Source organism: Streptomyces sp. NBC_01255, from assembly GCF_036226445.1.
Classification (GTDB): Bacteria; Actinomycetota; Actinomycetes; order Streptomycetales; family Streptomycetaceae; genus Streptomyces.
This window is the reverse complement of record NZ_CP108475.1, coordinates 49,068-65,722: the sequence shown is the minus strand read 5'-3', so window position 1 is coordinate 65,722 and position 16,655 is coordinate 49,068. Positions and strand designations below refer to the sequence as shown.

The window sequence follows — 16,655 nt, the reverse complement described above, 5'->3', positions numbered from 1 at the left end:
CTGACCCGCCTTGAACCGGCCCGCAGTTCTGCGGGCCGCCCTTACCCCTCCCGAAGGAGAACCCCGTGCGCGCATCCGTTCGCCGTTCCATCCAGGCCCTGCTCGACGGCGCCGACATGGTCACCATGCTGGCCGGTGCCGTCAGCGGCGCCGTGGCCGGCTACACCTACTACCCGGCCACCTTCGACGCCGACCTGCGTCTGGCCGCCGCCGGCGCCATCTCGCTCGGCGGAGTCTTCGTCTTCACCACGGTCGCCGACGCGATGCTCGCCCCGCTGCGCCGCCGCTTCGCCCAGGCCGACGTCGCCGAGATGCGTACCGCTGCCGAAGCCCGCGCGGCCGAAGCCCGTGGCGTCGCCGTACCGAGCGGCCTGAGCGAGGCGCTCGACCAGGTCGCTGCGGCCGCCGAGGACGACGCCGCACGCCGCGCCGCCCAGGCCGCCTACCGCATCGACCTCAGCGACCAGCTGCTGAGCAACCCCGGCCGGTGGCGCGGCTACACCAACGGCGAGGCCACCTACTACCTCGCCCCCGGTGCGGTCCTGCACTACAGCCGCGAGGAGGACGAGCGCGGCACCCCCGAGCACCGCTACACGCTCCTGACCGCCGGCGACCCGACGCCGGTCCCCATCACCAACGTCCGGGACATTCTTGAGGACCTCGCCCCGCGAGCCCGCAAGACCGAGGCCCTCGACGCGGTGGCGCCGAGCACGGTCTGACGGCTCCCTGTGCCGCCCCCTGGCCCGCGCACCGCGCGGAGTCCGGGGACGGTGCGGAGGACCGGACAGCCCGGCCCGGGCCGTACGACGGCCTCACCCACCGCGCAGGAGAACGCCGATGACCGCCACCGTGCTCACCGCCGAGACCCTCATCCGCCGCTACGCCGCCGACATCGGCTACGTCACGCAGCAGACCCCGGCCACCGACCTCGCCGCCCTCATCAGCCAGCTCGATACAGCCGCCCCGCGCTACGAGGCGGCCGGCATCAACGGGCACGAGGACCTGGAGACCGCCTCGTCCCACCTCGACGAGGCCCTCAACAGCACCGACGAGACCTCCCGCGACGTGTTCCTGAGCCGGGCCCACGAGCTCCTGCGCCCGCTCGTCTGGGACATGACGCAGGAGTACCGCACCGCGGCCGGTGACTGACCCGAACCGCCCGGCCCGCTCCGCGTGCGCCCCGCCTTCCTCACGACAGGGCGGGGCGCACGGAGCGGCGACCTCTCCTCCTCACCGCTGCCCTCGCTCTTCGTCCTCCCAGGAGAACTCGCGCTCATGGCCCGTACCTTCACCGCCACGCTCCAGCCGCTCGACACGACCATCCCCGACCCGGCCGTCGTCGTCCTGATCGGTGCCGCCGGTTCCGGCAAGTCGACCTTCGCCTCCACCTGGTCCCCGTCCCAGGTGTTGGAGCTCGACGCGTTCCGGGCGATGGTCTCGGACGAGGCCGGCGACCAAGCCGCCACGGTCGACGCGGTTGCCGCCCTGCGGACCGTCCTGGAAGCCCGCCTGGCCCGCAAGCGCACCACGGTCATCGACGCCACGAACTGCGAGAAGGCCGTACGGGCGGGGCTGGTGCAGGCCGCCCGCCGCCACGGCGTCCCCGCGGTCGCGGTCCTCATGGGCACGCCGGTCTCCCTCTGCGTCATCCGGCAGACCGCCCGCACGCCCGACCGCGCCGTGCCCGCCGATACTGTCCGCGCCCAGCACGCCGCCGCCGTCACTGCCTTCCCCGGCCTGCGCAACGAGGGCTTCGACCACGTCGTCTTCGCCGACACCCTCCACCGCCTGGAGCCGCTGTTGCAGCGGGCCAGCGACACCCGCCGCGCCGACCTCGGCTGGGACGGCCACCCCGGCCTCGGCTCCCTTCTCCTCGTCCGCCGCGTCTTCGGCGATGCGGTCCTGCCGCTGTGGCGGTGGGTCGACGGCTCCACGCTCGCCGGCGGAGACCGGGTCGCCGAGATCACCCTCGGCGCCGACCGCCTCCGCCTCGCCCTGCGCGAGAACGTCGACGGCGAGGGCGATTACGGCTTCGACCTGCTGACCGCCTGCCCCGCCGACGACGAGTGCACCGCCCCGGCCTGGACCCCCGCCCACTCGGTCACCACGCTCCTCGACGCGATCACCGGCGCCCTCGACGAAACGGACACCGTCTGCACCGTCCACGGCGGCCCCGCCGACTACGACCAGGACGACGACCTCGAGTACGCAGACGCGATCCGCGCGTAAGCCGCGCCCCAACGCCTCGCCGGACAACCACAACCCGCCGCGACCCGGCCCCGCCGGGCGCCCGCCGTCACCCCGGGAAGGACACCAACGCATGAACATCACGATCACCAACACGTACGGCAACGCGCACAACGTCAGCGAGACCAACCCGGCCCACGTCACGAGCTGCAACTCCTACCGGCTGCCCCTCGTCGGCACCATTGCCCCGGGAAACCCCGGCTACGAGGACATGGTCGAGATGCTGCGGGAGAACGGCCACGACACCCGCCCCGAGGGCTACGGGCTGATCTTCCTGGAGTCCGAGGAGTTCAGCGCGATCTACTTCGGATCGATCGAGCAGATCGAGCAGTACAAGCGCGAGAACGCCGACGGCAAGGCGACCTTCGACGCCTCGCAGGGCGTCATGTACGCGAAGTGGCCCCACGGCAAGGGCTGGGACGACTTCGTCCCCCGCGTCTTCTGGAACCAGGCCCAGCGTGGCGCGCTCGCGGACGGCGTCGGCCTCGTCACCGCCTTCGCGCACACCGAGATCCCGGGCGCCGAGGTCATCGTCTACGAGTTCGAAGGCACGTGGAGCCGCGGCGGCACCCCGCAGCAGATGGTCACCTACCACTGCACCGCCTGCCACCTGGACACCTTCCACAGCGGCGGGGACGTGCACGAGAACGCCGGCCCCGACCGCCGTCGCTGGGCCGCCCGCCAGGCCCGCCAGCACATCATCAGCGCCGCCCGGCACGGCGTCGGCGGCACCAACAGCGCCTGCCGCCCCAACAACGGCGCGATGCTGCGCGCCGTGAACGCGGTTGCCCGCGACATGTGGGGCACCCCGGGCAACGCCCTGCCGGACACCGACGACGCGTACTGCGCCACCAAGGGCCCCTGCTCGATCATCCGCGAACTCCGCGCCGGAGTCCGCCCGCCCGTCTACCGCGCCTGACGGACACTCCGCGCCGACCCGCCTTCCCCCTTCCGACTCTCGCCGGGCCGGGCCCTTCCCACCACGGGCCCAGCCCGCTCTTCTCCCGCGTGAGGAACACCCACATGCACCTCGCTTCCTCTGCCGACCGGCTGCCCGAGATCCGGGCCCGTCTCGCCGCGCTGCCCGACACCGCCTGGCGCCAGCGCCCCGGCGACAGCGGTCTGATCGAAGACCCGCGCGCGACATCTACCGCCTGGTCGCCCAGATGGTCGAGACGGCCGACGTCGTCGACGACCACCGCGGCTACTGACCGCCCCCGTGACCGCAAGCGCAACCGTTCCGGCCCGGCCCCCCTGGGCCGGAACAGCCCCCCTTCCCTCTTCGTCGCGACCGCGACGGGCTTCCACGCCGCCCCAGCCACCAAGGCCGGGGGGACGCGGTGGCCCCTCACGCACCAGACAAGGAAGGAGATGGGTCGTCATGCCGAACCCCGAGTTCTACGAGGTAGACGTCCCGATACACGACACCGCCAACCCGGCCCGCAGGGGTCTGCACGTCTTCACCGGCGTCGCTGACTCCCCGGCCGCGGCCCTGCGCCGCGCCCACGAGGTGTACGACGCCGCGCTCGCCGCGCACGGGGCCGGCCTCGAGATCCCCGGCAAGCAGCCGGACAGCTGGGGAGCGTCCGGGCTGCGGCCCGGCTGGCAGATGGAGTGGACGGCCGCGAAGGCCGGGCCCTGGCACAACCCGCTCAGCTGCACCACCCGCAGCGGCTTCGCGCTGTAGCTCCGCCCCGGGACAGACGCACATCGGCGTCCAAACCAGTCCGCCTGCCCCGGGTTCACCCATCCCGTACGAGACGAGAGGGAGATCCAAGTATGGCCTCCGTCACGCGCGTTCCGGGCCCGATCGGGCAGCGCGCTCTCCTCATCACCACCCTCGCGGTCCCGCTCACCGGCTGGACCCTCCACGCCCTCACGCTCCACCGGCGCCTCGCGGCCGAGCGCCGCGACCCGCTGACCGGCGCCCAGCGCCGCGCCGCGTTCGAGCACCGCGCCCAGCGCCTCCTCGCCCGCCACCGGCAGGACTCCCTGCTCTGCCTGGTCGACCTCGACCACTTCAAGGGTCTGAACGACACCCACGGCCACGCCGCCGGCGACGCTGCGCTCGCTGCGACCGGCGAGCGCCTCGCCCACTGGGCCGGACCCCACGGAGTCGTCGGCCGCCTGGGCGGAGACGAGTTCGCCGTCGCCACCCGCACGGACACCCTCGTCGGCGAGGACGCGATCGGGCAGCACCTCCAGGCCCTCGTGGACGCCCTGCACGAGCCCGTGCCCACCGAGGCCGGGCCCGTCGCGGTCGCCGCGTCGGTCGGCGCCGCCGCCCCCGACTACCTCGGCATCCACGCCCTGCCCGCCCTGATGCGCGGCGCGGACGTCTCCATGTACCGCACCAAGCACTCCGGCCACTACGGCTGGGCGGAGATCGAGGACCTCCAGACGCCGACCGTCAACGGACGTCGCGTCGGCCGGCCCGGAACCGCGCTGGAGCGTGCCGCATGAGCGACCCCACCCTTCCCGCCGACCCGGGCACCTGGGTGCGGGGCATCACGAACCGCCAGCCCTGGACCACCTGCGTCCTCGCCGGAAAGACCATCGAGAACCGGCCCGTGCACTGGCCGTGGCGCGGCTGGCTCCTCCTGCACGCCGGACAGACCACTGAACGCGCCCCGCTGCGTGACCCGCTGGTCGCCACCGCGATCCGCGGCCGCGACCTGCACACCGGCGCCGTCATCGGCATCGCCCGCCTGACCGACTGCCACCAGGACCCGGCCGGCACCCCGCCCTGCTCCCCCTGGGCCCAGACCGATGCCTGGCACCTGGTCCTGGCCGACGTCCACGAGCTCCCGCTGCCGATCCCCGCCGTCCGCGGGCAGCTCGGCGCGTGGAAGCCGACGCAGGCCCTCGTCGACCAGGTCCGCCTCCAGCTCCCCCAGCTCACCCCGGAGTCCGCGTCATGAGCCGCATCCACCACACCGAGCCCACGCCCGACCCCCGTTTCCCCTTCCCGCACACCCCCGCCCCGACCCGCTGCCGCACGCGCCCCGAGCTGTTTGACCTCGGCTTCGGCGACCTCAGCGGCGACACGAAGAAGGCGGCGCACAAGAGGCTGGAGCAGGCGCGGCGTGCCTGCTCCGCCTGCCCGGTCGTCACCGCCTGCCTGCGGTGGGCGCTGGTCAACGAGACCCCGGAGAACGTCTTCGCGGGCACCACCCCCGCCCAGCGCCGCGTCCTGCGCCGCCGCCTGGCCGACCGGCTCGGACCCGACTGGGTCGACGTCCTGGCCGCCCGGGACCAGGCCCGCCGCGAGCGGGCTGCCGCTGCCCGGCACACCCCGCTGCCCGTGTCCCAGGCCCGCATCGTCCACCTCGACCGCGAACTCAACGGCCCCCTTTACGTGCTGCCGCGGCTCACCTCCGAGGAGCAGCGGCTCAACTGCTCCCGGCTCGAGGCCTGCCTCAAGGCCGCGTAGGAGGCGCCCGTGTTCAACGACCTGACCGTCAGCGCCCAGGCCGGAGCGCTGGCCGTGAACCCCAGCCCGGCGCCCCAGCTCACCGCCGCCGCGCGGACCGTCGCGCGTCACGCCCGCGACACCACCGACCTCGCGCTCCTCCTGGACGTCCTCGGACTGCCCGCCACCACCCACCCGCTCCCGGAAACCGGAGAACCCGCCACCATGACGACCACCACCACCGGCACCCTTTCCGCGCACCAGTCCGTCGCGCTGTCGATGCACGCCGACGGCGCCAGCGAGCAGGCCATCCGCGAGACCACCGGCCTGACCGAGGCCGAGCTGAGCGACCTCATCGCCGACAAGGTTCTCGAACTGCCCCGCGCCGGCGCCTCCGTGACCCCGGTGATCGACGTGCCCGTCATCCCGCTCCCGGGCTCCGACTCCCTGAAGAAGCTGATCGACTGGGCGACCGCGCACCCGGCCGCCTCGGTCCGCAAGAGCGCCGCCCGCATCACCGCCGCCCTCACCGAGCTGTCCGCCCGCCGCGACAGCGAGGCCGCGCAGCGCGAGGCAGAGGCCCGCGTCGCCAAGGCCCGCGAGGCGCTGGAGAAGGCGGAACAGGAGCTGCGTGCCGTGAGGACCGGCACCCGCAACCCGGCCGCCGTCGCGCCCACCCCGATCCGCACCGGCACCAGCGGCGCCTACAGCCGCGACGAGCTCACCGCGATCCGGACCTGGGCGCGCGAGAACGGTCACCAGGTCGCCGACCGGGGCCTGCCGAGCAAGACGGTCCTGGACAAGTACGCCGCCGCCCACCCCACCGCCCCGGCCCGGAAGGCGGGCTGAACCGTGACCGCGATACCCCTGCTTCTCGACGGCTACCTCGACGAGCTCCCCGTCCGCGGCGACGACGGCCTGACCGCCCGCTTCCGGGTGATCTCCTCCCCCACCGACGACAACGTCGACGAGACCGTCTGGGCCTGCCGCACCGCCGACCCGCACCTCGCCCACGCCCTGCTCACCCTGATGCAGCCCGGCGACCTGCTGCGCATCGGCGGCCACCTCGCCGTGCCCGGCCCCGGCGACGGGGGCGGCCCGCGCCTTGACGTCGACGCCCTGGAGCTCCTGGCCGCCGCACCCGCCCGACACCTGGCCGACATGGTTCTCGACCGCTACGGCCCCTACCTCGTCGTCTTCGACCCCGAGGTAGACACCGTGCCTGTCTTCACCGAGACCGGCGCCTGGGTCGGCACCGCCGAGAACGCGGACGCCATCACCGACCTGATCCACGCCCACGAGACCGGCAGCCCGCCCCCCAGCTCCTGAGCCCTTCACCCGCCCACGACCGGCGGAGCCGCCCGCACACCGCCGGGCGGCTCCCCGCCCCGGCGCCCACGCAGCTGCTCCTCGACCTCACCGCCCCGAAGGGACACCCTCGTGAAGCTCACGATCGACCACGCCGACCTTGCCGCGGCCGTCGGCTACGCCGCCCGCACCCTGCCCTCCCGGCCGCCCGCCCCGGTCCTGGCCGGCCTGCTCCTAGACGCCACCGGCGGCGAGCGCCTGTGCGTCCGGGCGTTCGACTACGAGGTCTCCGCCGACACGGCCGCCTCGGCCGCCGTCACCAAGCCCGGCCGCGCCCTGGTCCCCGGACGGCTGCTGGCCGACATCACCGCCACCCTCCGCGGCGACGTCCACCTCGACCTCGACGACACCCGCCTCACCCTGCGTGCCGGCAGTGCACGCTTCACCCTGCCGCTGCTGCCCCTGGAGGAGTACCCCACCCTCCCCGAGCCCGGCACCACCACCGGCACCTTGTCCGCCCCGGCCTTCGCCGAAGCCGTCGCCCAGGTCGCCTGCGCCGTCAGCCGCGAGGAGGCCCTGCCGGTCCTGACCGGCGTCAGCCTGCGCCACGACCACGAGGCCGGCACGCTCACCCTCTCCGCCACCGACCGCTACCGCTACGCCGTACGCACCCTGCCGTGGAAGAACGCCGCCCTCCCCGACACCAGCGCGGTCATCCCCGGCCGCGCCCTCCTCGACGCCGCCAAGGCCGCCGCCGACGACGCCACCGTCGACCTCGCCCTCCCGGCCGGCAGCGGCCTGTTCGCCCTGCGCGGCGAGCAGCACACCACCACCATCCGCGCCCTGGACGGCGAGCTGCCGAAGTACGCCGCGCTGTTCCCCACCGAGTTCGCCCACACCGCCACCGTGGAGATCGCCGCCCTCAAGTCCGCCGTCCAGCGCGTCGCCCTCGTCTCACCGAAGAAGGACGGCCCGGTCCGGCTCACCTTCACCCACGACGGCACCCTCGTCCTGGAGAGCGGCAGCGGCGACGACGCCCAGGCCCTCGACGCCGTCGACACCGCCCTCAACGGCGACGGGCTCACCATCGCGTTCAACCCGACCTTCCTCCTCGACGGGCTGAACGCGCTGACGGACGAGTCCATGACCTTCGGCTTCACCTCGCCCACTAAGCCCGCCGTCCTGCGCGGCCACAGCAGCGACGCCCAGGCCCTGCGCTACCTCCTCATGCCGATCCGCCAGACCGACTGACCCACCCCGGGGGCCGGGACCAACGCGGCCCGACCCCGTTCCACCCGACCCGATCCCCACCGAGCACCCGTTCAAGGAGCCGACCATGACCGACACCCACGAGAACCACGCGACCATCCGCTACACCGCCGACGTCGTCGCCGTCACCGACGACGACCGTGTCCTGCTCATCAAGCGGAACTGGGACCCCTACGAGGGCCACTGGGCACTCCCGGGTGGCCATGTCGATGACGGGGAGACCGGCCTCCAGGCCGCCGTCCGCGAGCTGGAGGAGGAGACCGGCGTCCGCGTCGCCGAGGACGAGCTGCGCCTAGTCGGCGTCTGGGACCAGCCCGACCGCGACCCGTGCGGCCGGTACGTCACCGTCACCTACCTCGCCACCGTCCCCGCCAACACCCAGGCCACCGCCGGAGACGACGCCCGCGACGCCCGCTGGTGGCCCCTGACCGACCTCCCCCAGCCGCTCGCGTTCGACCACGCCGACATCCTCAACGCCGTCCTGCGCCCCACCCGCTGACCCCACCGCGCCCACACCCACGTCCGACGGAGCCGCCCGAACACCACAGGGCGGCCGCCCCCGTTCCCGCCCTTCACCTCGAGCAGGAGATTCCCCTTGCACCCGATCCGTCTGATCTCGTTCGGCTACCTGCACCTGACCACCGGCCCGGACGGCCAGCCCATCCCGCCCGCCGCCGACCGGATCGAGGACGTCCGCGACCGCCTCCGCGACCCCGCCGCCGCACGCGACATCCTCGACCTCGACGGCCTCAACCCCCGCGTCCAGGACATCGTCCTCAACACCCCCGGCGCCCGCGAGCTGCTCGCCAACCTCGCCGAGTACGCCGACCTGCCCGCCGGCCCTCGCCGCATCGCTATCGGTTGTGCGGGCGGGAAGCACAGGGCAGCCGGCCTCGCTGAACTCCTTGCCCGAGAACTCCGCGCCCGCGGCCGCCAGGTCGACGTCGACCACCTCCACGTCCATCTCCCCCGCGTCCTCAAGCCGGCCGACACCGGGGCGAGCGCATGACCACCACCGGCCTGTACGACCTCGTAACCAGTGCTGGCGACAACGGCACCATGCACCCCGCGGAACAGATCTGGACACCTGACCAGGACTCGGCCGTCCTCGGCTTCACCCCGGTCCTCGGCGGCCTGCACATCATCGGCCTGCCCGCCCCGGATGCCGACGAAGGCGACCACCCGGCGCTCTTCGTCCTCCTCGGCCACCACCGCTGGGCCACCACCATCCACGCCGCCGCCCTCTACATGGACCGCGCCCACGCCTGGAACCGCTGGTGCCTCTACCCCGGCGACGACCCCGACGAGGCGATCCCCCGCATCCCGCGGGCCGTCCACGCCCACGCCGCGATCCAGCGCCACCCTGACGACACCTGGTACCTCGTCTGGGCCCGACCCGACGAGCTCGGCACCGTCCAGGTCACCGCCATGCGGCACCCCGCCGCGCTGGCGACCGCAGCCGCGATGCCCGATCCCGATCGGGACCCCCAGGTCGCGGTCTGGGCCCGTTGAACGCCGCAACACCAAGAAGGCCGGCACCCCACGAACCCGTGGGGTGCCGGCCTTCCTGCGTTTCAGGGTGGTCGGCTACGCGCTGACCTTCTCGGCTGCGGAGACGTTGGAGACACGATCGAGCAGCAGCTCCGCTACAGCCAGCAGATCTTCCGAAGAGAGCCCTGCCACCAGGGCATCCACGACCTGCTCCGGGGAGGAGCACGGCACGATCAGCTGCTGCTGGCCTGCCACCGCCGGCCCCGGGGTATTAACGGCGTTAACGGTTTCGCCCAGACTCCCCTGCTCGTCGACTCCGGCGGTCGGGGTATTAACGGCGTTAACGGTTACGTCCGGGGTCGTCTGGTCGTCGGTTCCGGCAGCTGGGGTATTAACGGCGTTAACGGTCTGGCCCTCGTTGGCCTCCGAACGAGGGGACCGTTGGCGGGGCGTCTTGGCCGCCGTGATGGCCTTCTGCGCCTCCTCGGCCTGCTTCTCCTTGGGCAGGCGGCCGATCCGGCGGGCTGGCTCGACCTTCAGATTGCCGGTCTCGACCTCCTTCTGCAGGTCGTCCGTGAGCTCCAGAAGTGCGAGGCGCTGCGAGACCCAAGGGGGGGTCATGCCGAGCCGTTTGGCGACCTTCCCCTGCGAGCCGTGGAAGCGGACTAGCTCCTGCAGGGCCCGCGCCTGGTCCAGGGGAGCGACATCCACGCGGTGGACGTTGGCGATCAGAGCGGTTTCGAGGATGTCCGCGGCCGTCGCCGCGAGGGCGTCGTTGACGTCGATACGAAGCTCTTCGAGACCGGCCTCCTTGGCCGCTGCCAGTCGACGGTTACCGTCGAGGACGACGTATTCCGCCTCCCCGAGGGCCTCTTCCTGCCCAGGGTGAGCCGACAGGAACGCTGCCCGCCGTGCCACCGTGACGGGCTGGATCTGTCCCCGCTCGCGAAGGGACGCCGCCGTCTCTTCGATCTCGGTGAGTTCTTCCCGGGGGTTGAACGGGTTGTGCGCCAGGAGCTTCAGCTCGACCGACGCCGGGGGCCGCTTGCCCTCGCCCTTCATGATCTGGTCGCGGGTTCGCACCCGCCGTGGTGCTGGCTTCTCGGTGCCCTCTTCGCCGTCCACGCTGAATCCAGCGGTGACGCGACGGGTCGGCCGGGTCATACGGCAAGCTCCTTCGCCAGTTCGCGCATCACGTGCGCATGCTCACTGTCCGGGGCGTACTCAAGCAGCGGGATCTCGCCGTCTGCCGCCTCCCGGCCTTCCTTCAGGTCCCCGATCACCGCGAGGACGGAGGGGGAGCTGCTCTTCTCCCACTCCTGCTTGTTGTGCTGCACGAGCTTCCCTCGGCGGCTGTCGTAGGCGTTGACGATCAGCCCGAGGTAGTCGACCGAGATGCGGCCCTTCTTCTGCAGGTCCTCCATCTGGGACCTCAACAGGCGGAAGGCGCGGTGCGAGGCCTTGTTGGCCCACACCGGGGTGAGCACCCCTGAGCGGTCGGCGAGCTCGCCGTCGCGCCGGCGGACGTAGTACAGCGCGGTGTCCATGTTCAGGCCGAGGCTCGGCGGCCCGTCGATGATGACGACGTCGTAGTCGTTCTCGATCGGCTCCAGAGCGCGCTCGAGCGCCGCCTCGCTGAAGCTCACCTTCGACAGGACCACGTCGCGCAGGAAGGCGTCGTCAGAGGCGGGCAACAGGTGCAGCCTGTCTCCGAAGATCTCGCCGTCGAGGGCGACGAGCAGCTCGCCGATGTGCGCCTTGGCTGATCCGTCCATGTGCATCATCAGAGTCTCGACGTCGTCCTCGTACATGAGGTCCTCGAAGCCGAGCTCGGCGGTCATGTGCCCCTGAGGGTCGTAGTCGACGAGCAGCACGCGCTTGCCGGCCTCGGCGAGCGCCTGGGCGATCCCGGAGGACAGGAACGTCTTACCGACCCCGCCCTTCTGATTGGCGATCAGGATCCGGACGACCGGCTGAGCGACCAGAGGTGCGGACGGAGAGGGGTGCCTCTCGAGCCACAGGGTCAGCGCCTGCGCGAGCCCCTGGACGTAGGTGACCCCACGCTCGGAGCAGGCCGCTTTGAAATTGTCGGGCTCGCCGGCCGGGAGGAAGGTGCCCCAGGTCTTCGCACCCTCGGTCTTCACCTCCGGCAGATCCTCTTCGGTGTACCAGGCGTTGATGGCGTGCTCGGCCGCGTCCTGGATGTCCATTCCGTGCTCAAAGGCCCGGATCTTCAAATGCCTGCGCAGCTGAGGAGTGAGGGAGGTAATTAGCTTCTCTCGCTCCCCTCGGGGGTTGGGGATGCTCATGCAGCCGAACATTACTAGGTCGACTGTGTCTTGAAGTAGCCGCCACACCGCTGTGCGCCCCTCTCGGGGCCTGGTGCGACTCTTGACGCCCCTTCATGTCGGCGACCATGAGATCGGCCGTACAGACCCCCATTCTGGGCGTCGCTTTTCTGGCGATCTAGGGTGTTCGTCCGTTTCGGGCGACCGGTGACCCGTCTCATCGAAGTTTGACGAGTCTCGCCGAAGCTTGACCGGTGAGGGTTTGTCTCATCGAAGTTCGCCCACTGGTTCAGAACGTGTCGTCTTCGATGGCGTTGGGGTTTTCGTTTAGGCGCGCTCGGCGTCGCGGTCGCGGAGGCTGCAGGAGAGACAGCGTCAGGTGATCTTGACCAATTGGACCGCACAGCCACGTCGTCCTGGAAGAATCCCGGCATGGCACGCACCCCCCGACCGCGACCGGCGGACCAAGCGCAGGTCCGCCTCACCCCACAAGACCTTGAGAAGCTCAAGGCCGTAGTGCTCGACGCGAACGCCTACGGCCACGCGCGGCCCGACCTCGACCAACTCGGCCGCTGGGCTCGGCGCCTCGCTGGGATGGGAGTCGAGACCTGGGTGCCAGAACCCGTTGCCTGGGAGTGGGCGGAACACCTGGCCAGCGACTGGCAGGTCCTGAAGGGCGCGGCCCGCAGCGAACGAAAGCGGCTGCAGAGCGCGGGCCTCGACGTACCAGCGCCAACCGGATACGCCACTCGCGACGACGTGATCACAGCGGTGCTGGAAAACCTCGCCAAGGTCCCTAACGTGAAGATCATCAAGCTCACCGGCCGCAGCGCAATCGAGGGGTTGAAGGACCAGGTTCTCCTCCGCCCCCCAGCGAAGCGCAAGGGAGCGGCAGACCCCGCCGAGGCCATCAAAACGGGCGCGAGCGACAGCGCCTGGCTCCGTGATGTCCTCGAACTCGCTGACCCAGACGAGGTCCTCATCGTCACCAGCGACGGCGACGTCCCCGCAGCGTTTGAGGCGTGGAAGAAGCCCGTACCCAATCTGCGGACCTTGGCCCAGCTGCGTCCGACGCTTTTCGACCTCAGCGTGGACGACGGGCACGCGCGCTCCGCGATCATCCGCTACCTGACCGCGCTTCTTCCCGCCGATCAGCAGGACGAGGATGCGCTCGACATCGGCCGCATCGTGGGGCTGGAAGCGGCCTTCACCCGCAAGCTAGATGAGGAAGACACCGGCCTCAGCCCCAGCAGCTACGGTGCCTCCGTGACCGGCCTCGTCGCGCTGGCCGGCATCGGGGTCGTCCGCGTAGAAGCGGGTGAGAGCGCAGAGCAGACGCCAGCCGACCGGAGGCGTGAACCCACCGACCCCGGCACGGCGAATCGGGAGACCGCCGACGCGATGGTGTTCTTCCTGGCGACCGGCGAGGCAACCATCCAGAGGCTGCTGCACGGCGGCGACCCTGAAGTAGCGGTCGTTCCGATCAGCAACGTCCTGGTGCGCGCCAACCTCACGTTCCAGTTCGCTGATGGGGTCATCACCTCCATGTCGGCCGACACCGACGCCACCGCCATACTCCTTGAGCGGGCCTTCGACGAGAGCGACGAAGCGGAAACTGATCTAATCGAGGCCCTGAACACGGTCCCCGGCATCGCGGTGAAGGACGGAGTTCTCGAGGACCGGCAGCAGTTCGACATCCCGGGAACGGGCGCTCACGTCGTCATCGACGTGACCCGTGACGGCGAGAACTGGACCGCGGAGATCGACCTCCGGCTCGGCAACGATGACGAGGGAACACTGGTCGGCACGATCGGCGTGGAGTGCGAGTACGACGCGGACACCTGGTGGGGCGGCAGCCGGGACGGCTTCCAGAGGCCCGACGCCTACCCCGTGGCCGTGTACGGCGATGAACTGCACGAACGCCACGGCATCTGGTCTCTCCCGGCCTGGCTGCTCGAGCACATCGCCTGGCCCAGGTTCCCGGTGCTCGCCGCGGAGACGCAGCCAGCAACGACAGATGACGAACCCGCCGACACCTGAGCGGACGGACGGCTGTCACTGTACTGGCGTCCACGCCACTGCCAGTTGCGGTCGAGTGACCTCGTTAATGGCCGGTCAAACTTCGTTGAGACTGCTCAAACTTCGGTGAGACAGGACACTCCTGTCTCACCCTGAGTGCGTCTCACTGGAGTCAGAGCGGTCCGGGTGGAGGGCTGGCGGCGATGCCAAATTTCTCAGCGAGGGTTGAAGCGTGCCGCCACCGAGTTGCCGCGTACGTCACCACTTTCGTGCTGGTCCTCGCCACGAACAAGGCGCTGGTGCTGAGCGGGACTGTTTCCTACAGCGTGTGGGGCTGGATCTGGTTCGCGCCCCTCCTGCTGGCCGACGCGAAGCTCAAGCAGGCCCGGCGGCTGGCCCGGCAGCGGGTGATTGCTGCGATGGAGGCCCGGCACGCCGGAGCCGCCGCCGCGGGCTAGGTTTCAACAATGAACGCCGCAGGCTCTCGTGCCAGCATCCAGGGGCGCCGCACGAGCGCGGATGGCCTCAGATCGAAGACGACGAGCCCGCGGCTCCCACGCAATGTCTAGCCGTGCATGTCGAGCCCATGCAGCGTTGCTGCGGACCATCGCCTCGACCGGCCAATGCTCCACTCCGCAGAGCGGAGCGTCGCTCCGGGAAGCGGCCCCCGCGCTCCGGCTGTCCGTACCTGCAGGCAGACTGTGCGGATGCGTGATGTGCTGACGGAAGACCAGGCTCCGGCTGCCCCGCGGGCGATGGCACTAGCCGCTCCGGGGGCAGACGAGTCTGCTCCGGGGATCCAGCCGACCGTTCCGCCTGCACGGAACAGCGTTCCGCCCACAGGCGGAGCTGTTCCGCCCGCAGGTGGAGCCCCGACCCGGGCGGCCTCCGGGGAGAAGGCCGATACCCCGGCCACGCCCAAGCCTTGGTCGATGAAGGCGATGCGTTGGGTGGTCGTCATTTCTGGCGTTTGCGCGGCCGGTGTCGCCGGTATCGGGTTCGCCGGTTCCTACGCCGCGCTGCGGGACCTTGCTCAGTTTCATGGATTCGGTGCCTACTCGTACGTCTTCCCGATCGGCATCGATGCGGGGATCATCGCCATGTACGGCCTGGACCTGGTTCTGGTCTCGCGGCGGATGCCCAAGCCCGTGCTGCGGCTGGTGGCCCATATCCTGACCCTGGCCACGATTCTGTTCAACGCGGCCTCGGGTGATAAGCCGGTGAAGGATGACCCGCTGGGCGCCTTCATGCACGGCGTCCTCCCGCTGCTCTTCGTCGCCGTCGTTGAAGCCCTACGCCACCTGATCATCCGCACCAACAAGCTGGTCCTGGCGATCGAGTCGGACGGCATCCCGCTCCATCGCTGGCTGCTGTCCCCCTGGAAGACCTGGTTCCTGTTCCGGCGGATGAAGCTCTGGGCCGTCACCTCCTATGCCCAGATGGTCGCCATGGAGCAGGAGCGGACCGTCTACCGGGCCTGGCTCCAGCACCAGCACGGCCGCCAATGGAAGAGGAAGGCCGGAGCTGCCGAGATGCTGCCCTTCACCCTGGCACCCTTCGGGCTGGGTGTGGAGGAGGCCCTGGACCTGCCCCGCAAGCAGCAGGAGGACGCCGACCGGCGCCTGGACGCCGAACAGGCGAGGATCGCGGCCGCCGCCGAGCGCGATGCGCAGCGCGCACTGGAAGAGGAGGAGCGCCAGGCCGACGCGACGATCCGGCGCATGAGTATCGGTGCGAAGGTGACCACGGCCGAACATCACATCGCGGCACAGACCGCCACCTCCGAGACGGAGGCCCATGCGGCCGAGGCATCGGCGAAGGCGGCAGCGGAGGCAGCGGAGAAGACCGCTCTGCTCTCGGCGGAGTCGGCCCTTCGGCTGGCGGAGCGGCAGGCTGCGGAGGCGGAACGGAAGGCAGTGGAGGCGGAGCGGCTGGCCGCGGAGACGGAACGCGAGACCGTGGAGGCGGAGCGTGCCGCGGCACGGCAGGAGCGGGCGGAGAAGACGGCCACCGAGGCCGAAGCCGAGGCTCGGGCCGCGGCCGCCCGGCTCCGGTCCGAGGAGGACCGCTTGATCCGCGTACAGGTGGAGGCGGAGACAGCCCGGGCAGAGGCAGCAACGCAGACCGCGGAGGCGGAGCGCAAGGAAGCCGTGGCACGACAGGCGGAGGCCGACAGGCGTACCGCTCTCGCCCGCGAGGCAGCGGCCCGGGCCGAGCTGGCCGCGCAGGAAGCCGACGACGCCGCCCGCCTGAGCCCCCGTGAGCGCGGCGAGCGTCAGGTGGCCCGCATGATCCTGGCCGCTCACCATGCTCTCCCCGAGCACGAGCGGCCCATCGAGCCGGACATGTACGCCGTGACGCTGGAGGAGATCGGCAGCGTTCTCAATGTCGCCCGTACGGCTGCCAGCGAACGCCGGCAAGCTGCCGCCGACCTCATCAAGAACGGCTACACCGGCTGACCCGCTCCATCTGGTTCGGCCGCAGGGCGGCACCCGTCTCTCTTGAGGGGTGCCGCCCTGCGGCGTTCGAGGACGGACACCTGGCATCAGGCAGCGGCACGTCGCCGGCCCGGAAGGCCTATCGGTCGAGGCAGGAAGCGGGCCTGCGAGAGGACCGTCAAA

At 71.2% G+C, this 16,655-nt stretch carries 19 protein-coding genes; 17 read left to right on the top strand and 2 right to left on the bottom strand.

The window, feature by feature from the left end; genetic code table 11:
* Positions 1-65 precede the first annotated feature (65 nt).
* The 14 genes from OG357_RS38335 to OG357_RS38270 all read left to right on the top strand — a co-directional run bounded on the left by OG357_RS38335 (position 66) and on the right by OG357_RS38270 (position 9,748).
* Entirely contained in the window at positions 66-719 is a 654-nt protein-coding gene (locus OG357_RS38335) for a hypothetical protein (protein WP_329625898.1), read from the top strand.
* Between the two features lie 118 nt (positions 720-837).
* Positions 838-1,149, top strand: a complete 312-nt coding sequence (locus OG357_RS38330) for a hypothetical protein (RefSeq protein WP_329625897.1) — start codon at positions 838-840, stop codon at positions 1,147-1,149.
* Between the two features lie 126 nt (positions 1,150-1,275).
* On the top strand, positions 1,276-2,229 hold the full coding sequence (locus tag OG357_RS38325) for an ATP-binding protein (RefSeq protein ID WP_329625896.1): 954 nt from the start codon (positions 1,276-1,278) through the stop codon (positions 2,227-2,229).
* A 91-nt stretch (positions 2,230-2,320) separates the two neighbouring features.
* Complete coding sequence (locus OG357_RS38320; RefSeq protein WP_329625895.1) at positions 2,321-3,166, top strand: hypothetical protein; 846 nt, start codon at positions 2,321-2,323, stop codon at positions 3,164-3,166.
* Between the two features lie 462 nt (positions 3,167-3,628).
* Positions 3,629-3,934: a hypothetical protein gene (locus OG357_RS38315; RefSeq protein WP_329625894.1), complete on the top strand. Its 306-nt coding sequence runs from the start codon at positions 3,629-3,631 to the stop codon at positions 3,932-3,934.
* A 92-nt stretch (positions 3,935-4,026) separates the two neighbouring features.
* On the top strand, positions 4,027-4,710 hold the full coding sequence (locus OG357_RS38310) for a GGDEF domain-containing protein (RefSeq protein ID WP_329625893.1): 684 nt from the start codon (positions 4,027-4,029) through the stop codon (positions 4,708-4,710).
* On the top strand, positions 4,707-5,168 hold the full coding sequence (locus tag OG357_RS38305) for a hypothetical protein (protein ID WP_329625892.1): 462 nt from the start codon (positions 4,707-4,709) through the stop codon (positions 5,166-5,168). The genes OG357_RS38310 and OG357_RS38305 overlap by 4 nt, the downstream gene beginning before the upstream one ends.
* Positions 5,165-5,680 (top strand): WhiB family transcriptional regulator, encoded by a 516-nt coding sequence (locus OG357_RS38300; RefSeq protein ID WP_329625891.1) that lies wholly within the window; start codon positions 5,165-5,167, stop codon positions 5,678-5,680. Before OG357_RS38305 ends, OG357_RS38300 begins: the two co-directional genes overlap by 4 nt.
* Before the next feature lie 9 nt (positions 5,681-5,689).
* Positions 5,690-6,508 (top strand): Lsr2 family DNA-binding protein, encoded by an 819-nt coding sequence (locus OG357_RS38295; protein ID WP_329625890.1) that lies wholly within the window; start codon positions 5,690-5,692, stop codon positions 6,506-6,508.
* A 3-nt stretch (positions 6,509-6,511) separates the two neighbouring features.
* Positions 6,512-6,988 carry a hypothetical protein gene (locus OG357_RS38290; RefSeq protein WP_329625889.1) on the top strand — a complete coding sequence of 159 codons (477 nt, stop codon included), beginning with the start codon at positions 6,512-6,514 and terminating at the stop codon, positions 6,986-6,988.
* A 111-nt stretch (positions 6,989-7,099) separates the two neighbouring features.
* Positions 7,100-8,218 (top strand): DNA polymerase III subunit beta, encoded by a 1,119-nt coding sequence (gene dnaN, locus OG357_RS38285; protein ID WP_329625888.1) that lies wholly within the window; start codon positions 7,100-7,102, stop codon positions 8,216-8,218.
* Positions 8,219-8,303: 85 nt separating this feature from the next.
* A complete protein-coding gene (locus tag OG357_RS38280; protein ID WP_329625887.1) occupies positions 8,304-8,735 on the top strand; it encodes an NUDIX hydrolase in 432 nt (143 codons plus the stop codon).
* A 96-nt stretch (positions 8,736-8,831) separates the two neighbouring features.
* Entirely contained in the window at positions 8,832-9,245 is a 414-nt protein-coding gene (locus OG357_RS38275) for a RapZ C-terminal domain-containing protein (RefSeq protein WP_329625886.1), read from the top strand.
* Positions 9,242-9,748, top strand: coding sequence for a hypothetical protein (locus tag OG357_RS38270; protein WP_329625885.1), 507 nt, complete (start codon positions 9,242-9,244; stop codon positions 9,746-9,748). The genes OG357_RS38275 and OG357_RS38270 overlap by 4 nt, the downstream gene beginning before the upstream one ends.
* Positions 9,749-9,823: 75 nt before the next feature.
* On the opposite strand, the gene OG357_RS38265 is transcribed toward OG357_RS38270, so the two are convergent.
* Entirely contained in the window at positions 9,824-10,891 is a 1,068-nt protein-coding gene (locus OG357_RS38265) for a ParB/RepB/Spo0J family partition protein (RefSeq protein WP_329625884.1), read from the bottom strand.
* The gene (locus tag OG357_RS38260) at positions 10,888-12,036 is read right to left on the bottom strand and encodes a ParA family protein (RefSeq protein ID WP_329625883.1); all 1,149 of its coding nucleotides are present in this window, start codon (positions 12,034-12,036) and stop codon (positions 10,888-10,890) included. The genes OG357_RS38265 and OG357_RS38260 overlap by 4 nt, the downstream gene beginning before the upstream one ends.
* Positions 12,037-12,447: 411 nt before the next feature.
* Here OG357_RS38260 and OG357_RS38255 point away from each other — a divergent pair, with 411 nt between their 5' ends.
* The 3 genes from OG357_RS38255 to OG357_RS38245 all read left to right on the top strand — a co-directional run bounded on the left by OG357_RS38255 (position 12,448) and on the right by OG357_RS38245 (position 16,493).
* Positions 12,448-14,055: a hypothetical protein gene (locus OG357_RS38255; RefSeq protein WP_329625882.1), complete on the top strand. Its 1,608-nt coding sequence runs from the start codon at positions 12,448-12,450 to the stop codon at positions 14,053-14,055.
* A 182-nt stretch (positions 14,056-14,237) separates the two neighbouring features.
* Entirely contained in the window at positions 14,238-14,492 is a 255-nt protein-coding gene (locus OG357_RS38250; protein ID WP_329625881.1) for a hypothetical protein, read from the top strand.
* 249 nt (positions 14,493-14,741) lie between these two features.
* Positions 14,742-16,493, top strand: coding sequence for a DUF2637 domain-containing protein (locus OG357_RS38245; RefSeq protein ID WP_329625880.1), 1,752 nt, complete (start codon positions 14,742-14,744; stop codon positions 16,491-16,493).
* Positions 16,494-16,655 lie beyond the last annotated feature (162 nt).

Coding starts and splice junctions, on each gene's coding strand:
- OG357_RS38255 (WP_329625882.1), top strand. CDS start 12,448: ATGGCACGCACCCCCCGACCGCGACCGGCGGACCAAGCGCAGGTCCGC.
- OG357_RS38330 (WP_329625897.1), top strand. CDS start 838: ATGACCGCCACCGTGCTCACCGCCGAGACCCTCATCCGCCGCTACGCC.
- OG357_RS38320 (WP_329625895.1), top strand. CDS start 2,321: ATGAACATCACGATCACCAACACGTACGGCAACGCGCACAACGTCAGC.
- OG357_RS38310 (WP_329625893.1), top strand. CDS start 4,027: ATGGCCTCCGTCACGCGCGTTCCGGGCCCGATCGGGCAGCGCGCTCTC.
- OG357_RS38305 (WP_329625892.1), top strand. CDS start 4,707: ATGAGCGACCCCACCCTTCCCGCCGACCCGGGCACCTGGGTGCGGGGC.
- OG357_RS38265 (WP_329625884.1), bottom strand. CDS start 10,891: ATGACCCGGCCGACCCGTCGCGTCACCGCTGGATTCAGCGTGGACGGC.
- OG357_RS38300 (WP_329625891.1), top strand. CDS start 5,165: ATGAGCCGCATCCACCACACCGAGCCCACGCCCGACCCCCGTTTCCCC.
- OG357_RS38280 (WP_329625887.1), top strand. CDS start 8,304: ATGACCGACACCCACGAGAACCACGCGACCATCCGCTACACCGCCGAC.
- OG357_RS38325 (WP_329625896.1), top strand. CDS start 1,276: ATGGCCCGTACCTTCACCGCCACGCTCCAGCCGCTCGACACGACCATC.
- OG357_RS38250 (WP_329625881.1), top strand. CDS start 14,238: ATGCCAAATTTCTCAGCGAGGGTTGAAGCGTGCCGCCACCGAGTTGCC.
- OG357_RS38260 (WP_329625883.1), bottom strand. CDS start 12,036: ATGAGCATCCCCAACCCCCGAGGGGAGCGAGAGAAGCTAATTACCTCC.
- OG357_RS38245 (WP_329625880.1), top strand. CDS start 14,742: ATGCGTGATGTGCTGACGGAAGACCAGGCTCCGGCTGCCCCGCGGGCG.
- OG357_RS38315 (WP_329625894.1), top strand. CDS start 3,629: ATGCCGAACCCCGAGTTCTACGAGGTAGACGTCCCGATACACGACACC.
- OG357_RS38270 (WP_329625885.1), top strand. CDS start 9,242: ATGACCACCACCGGCCTGTACGACCTCGTAACCAGTGCTGGCGACAAC.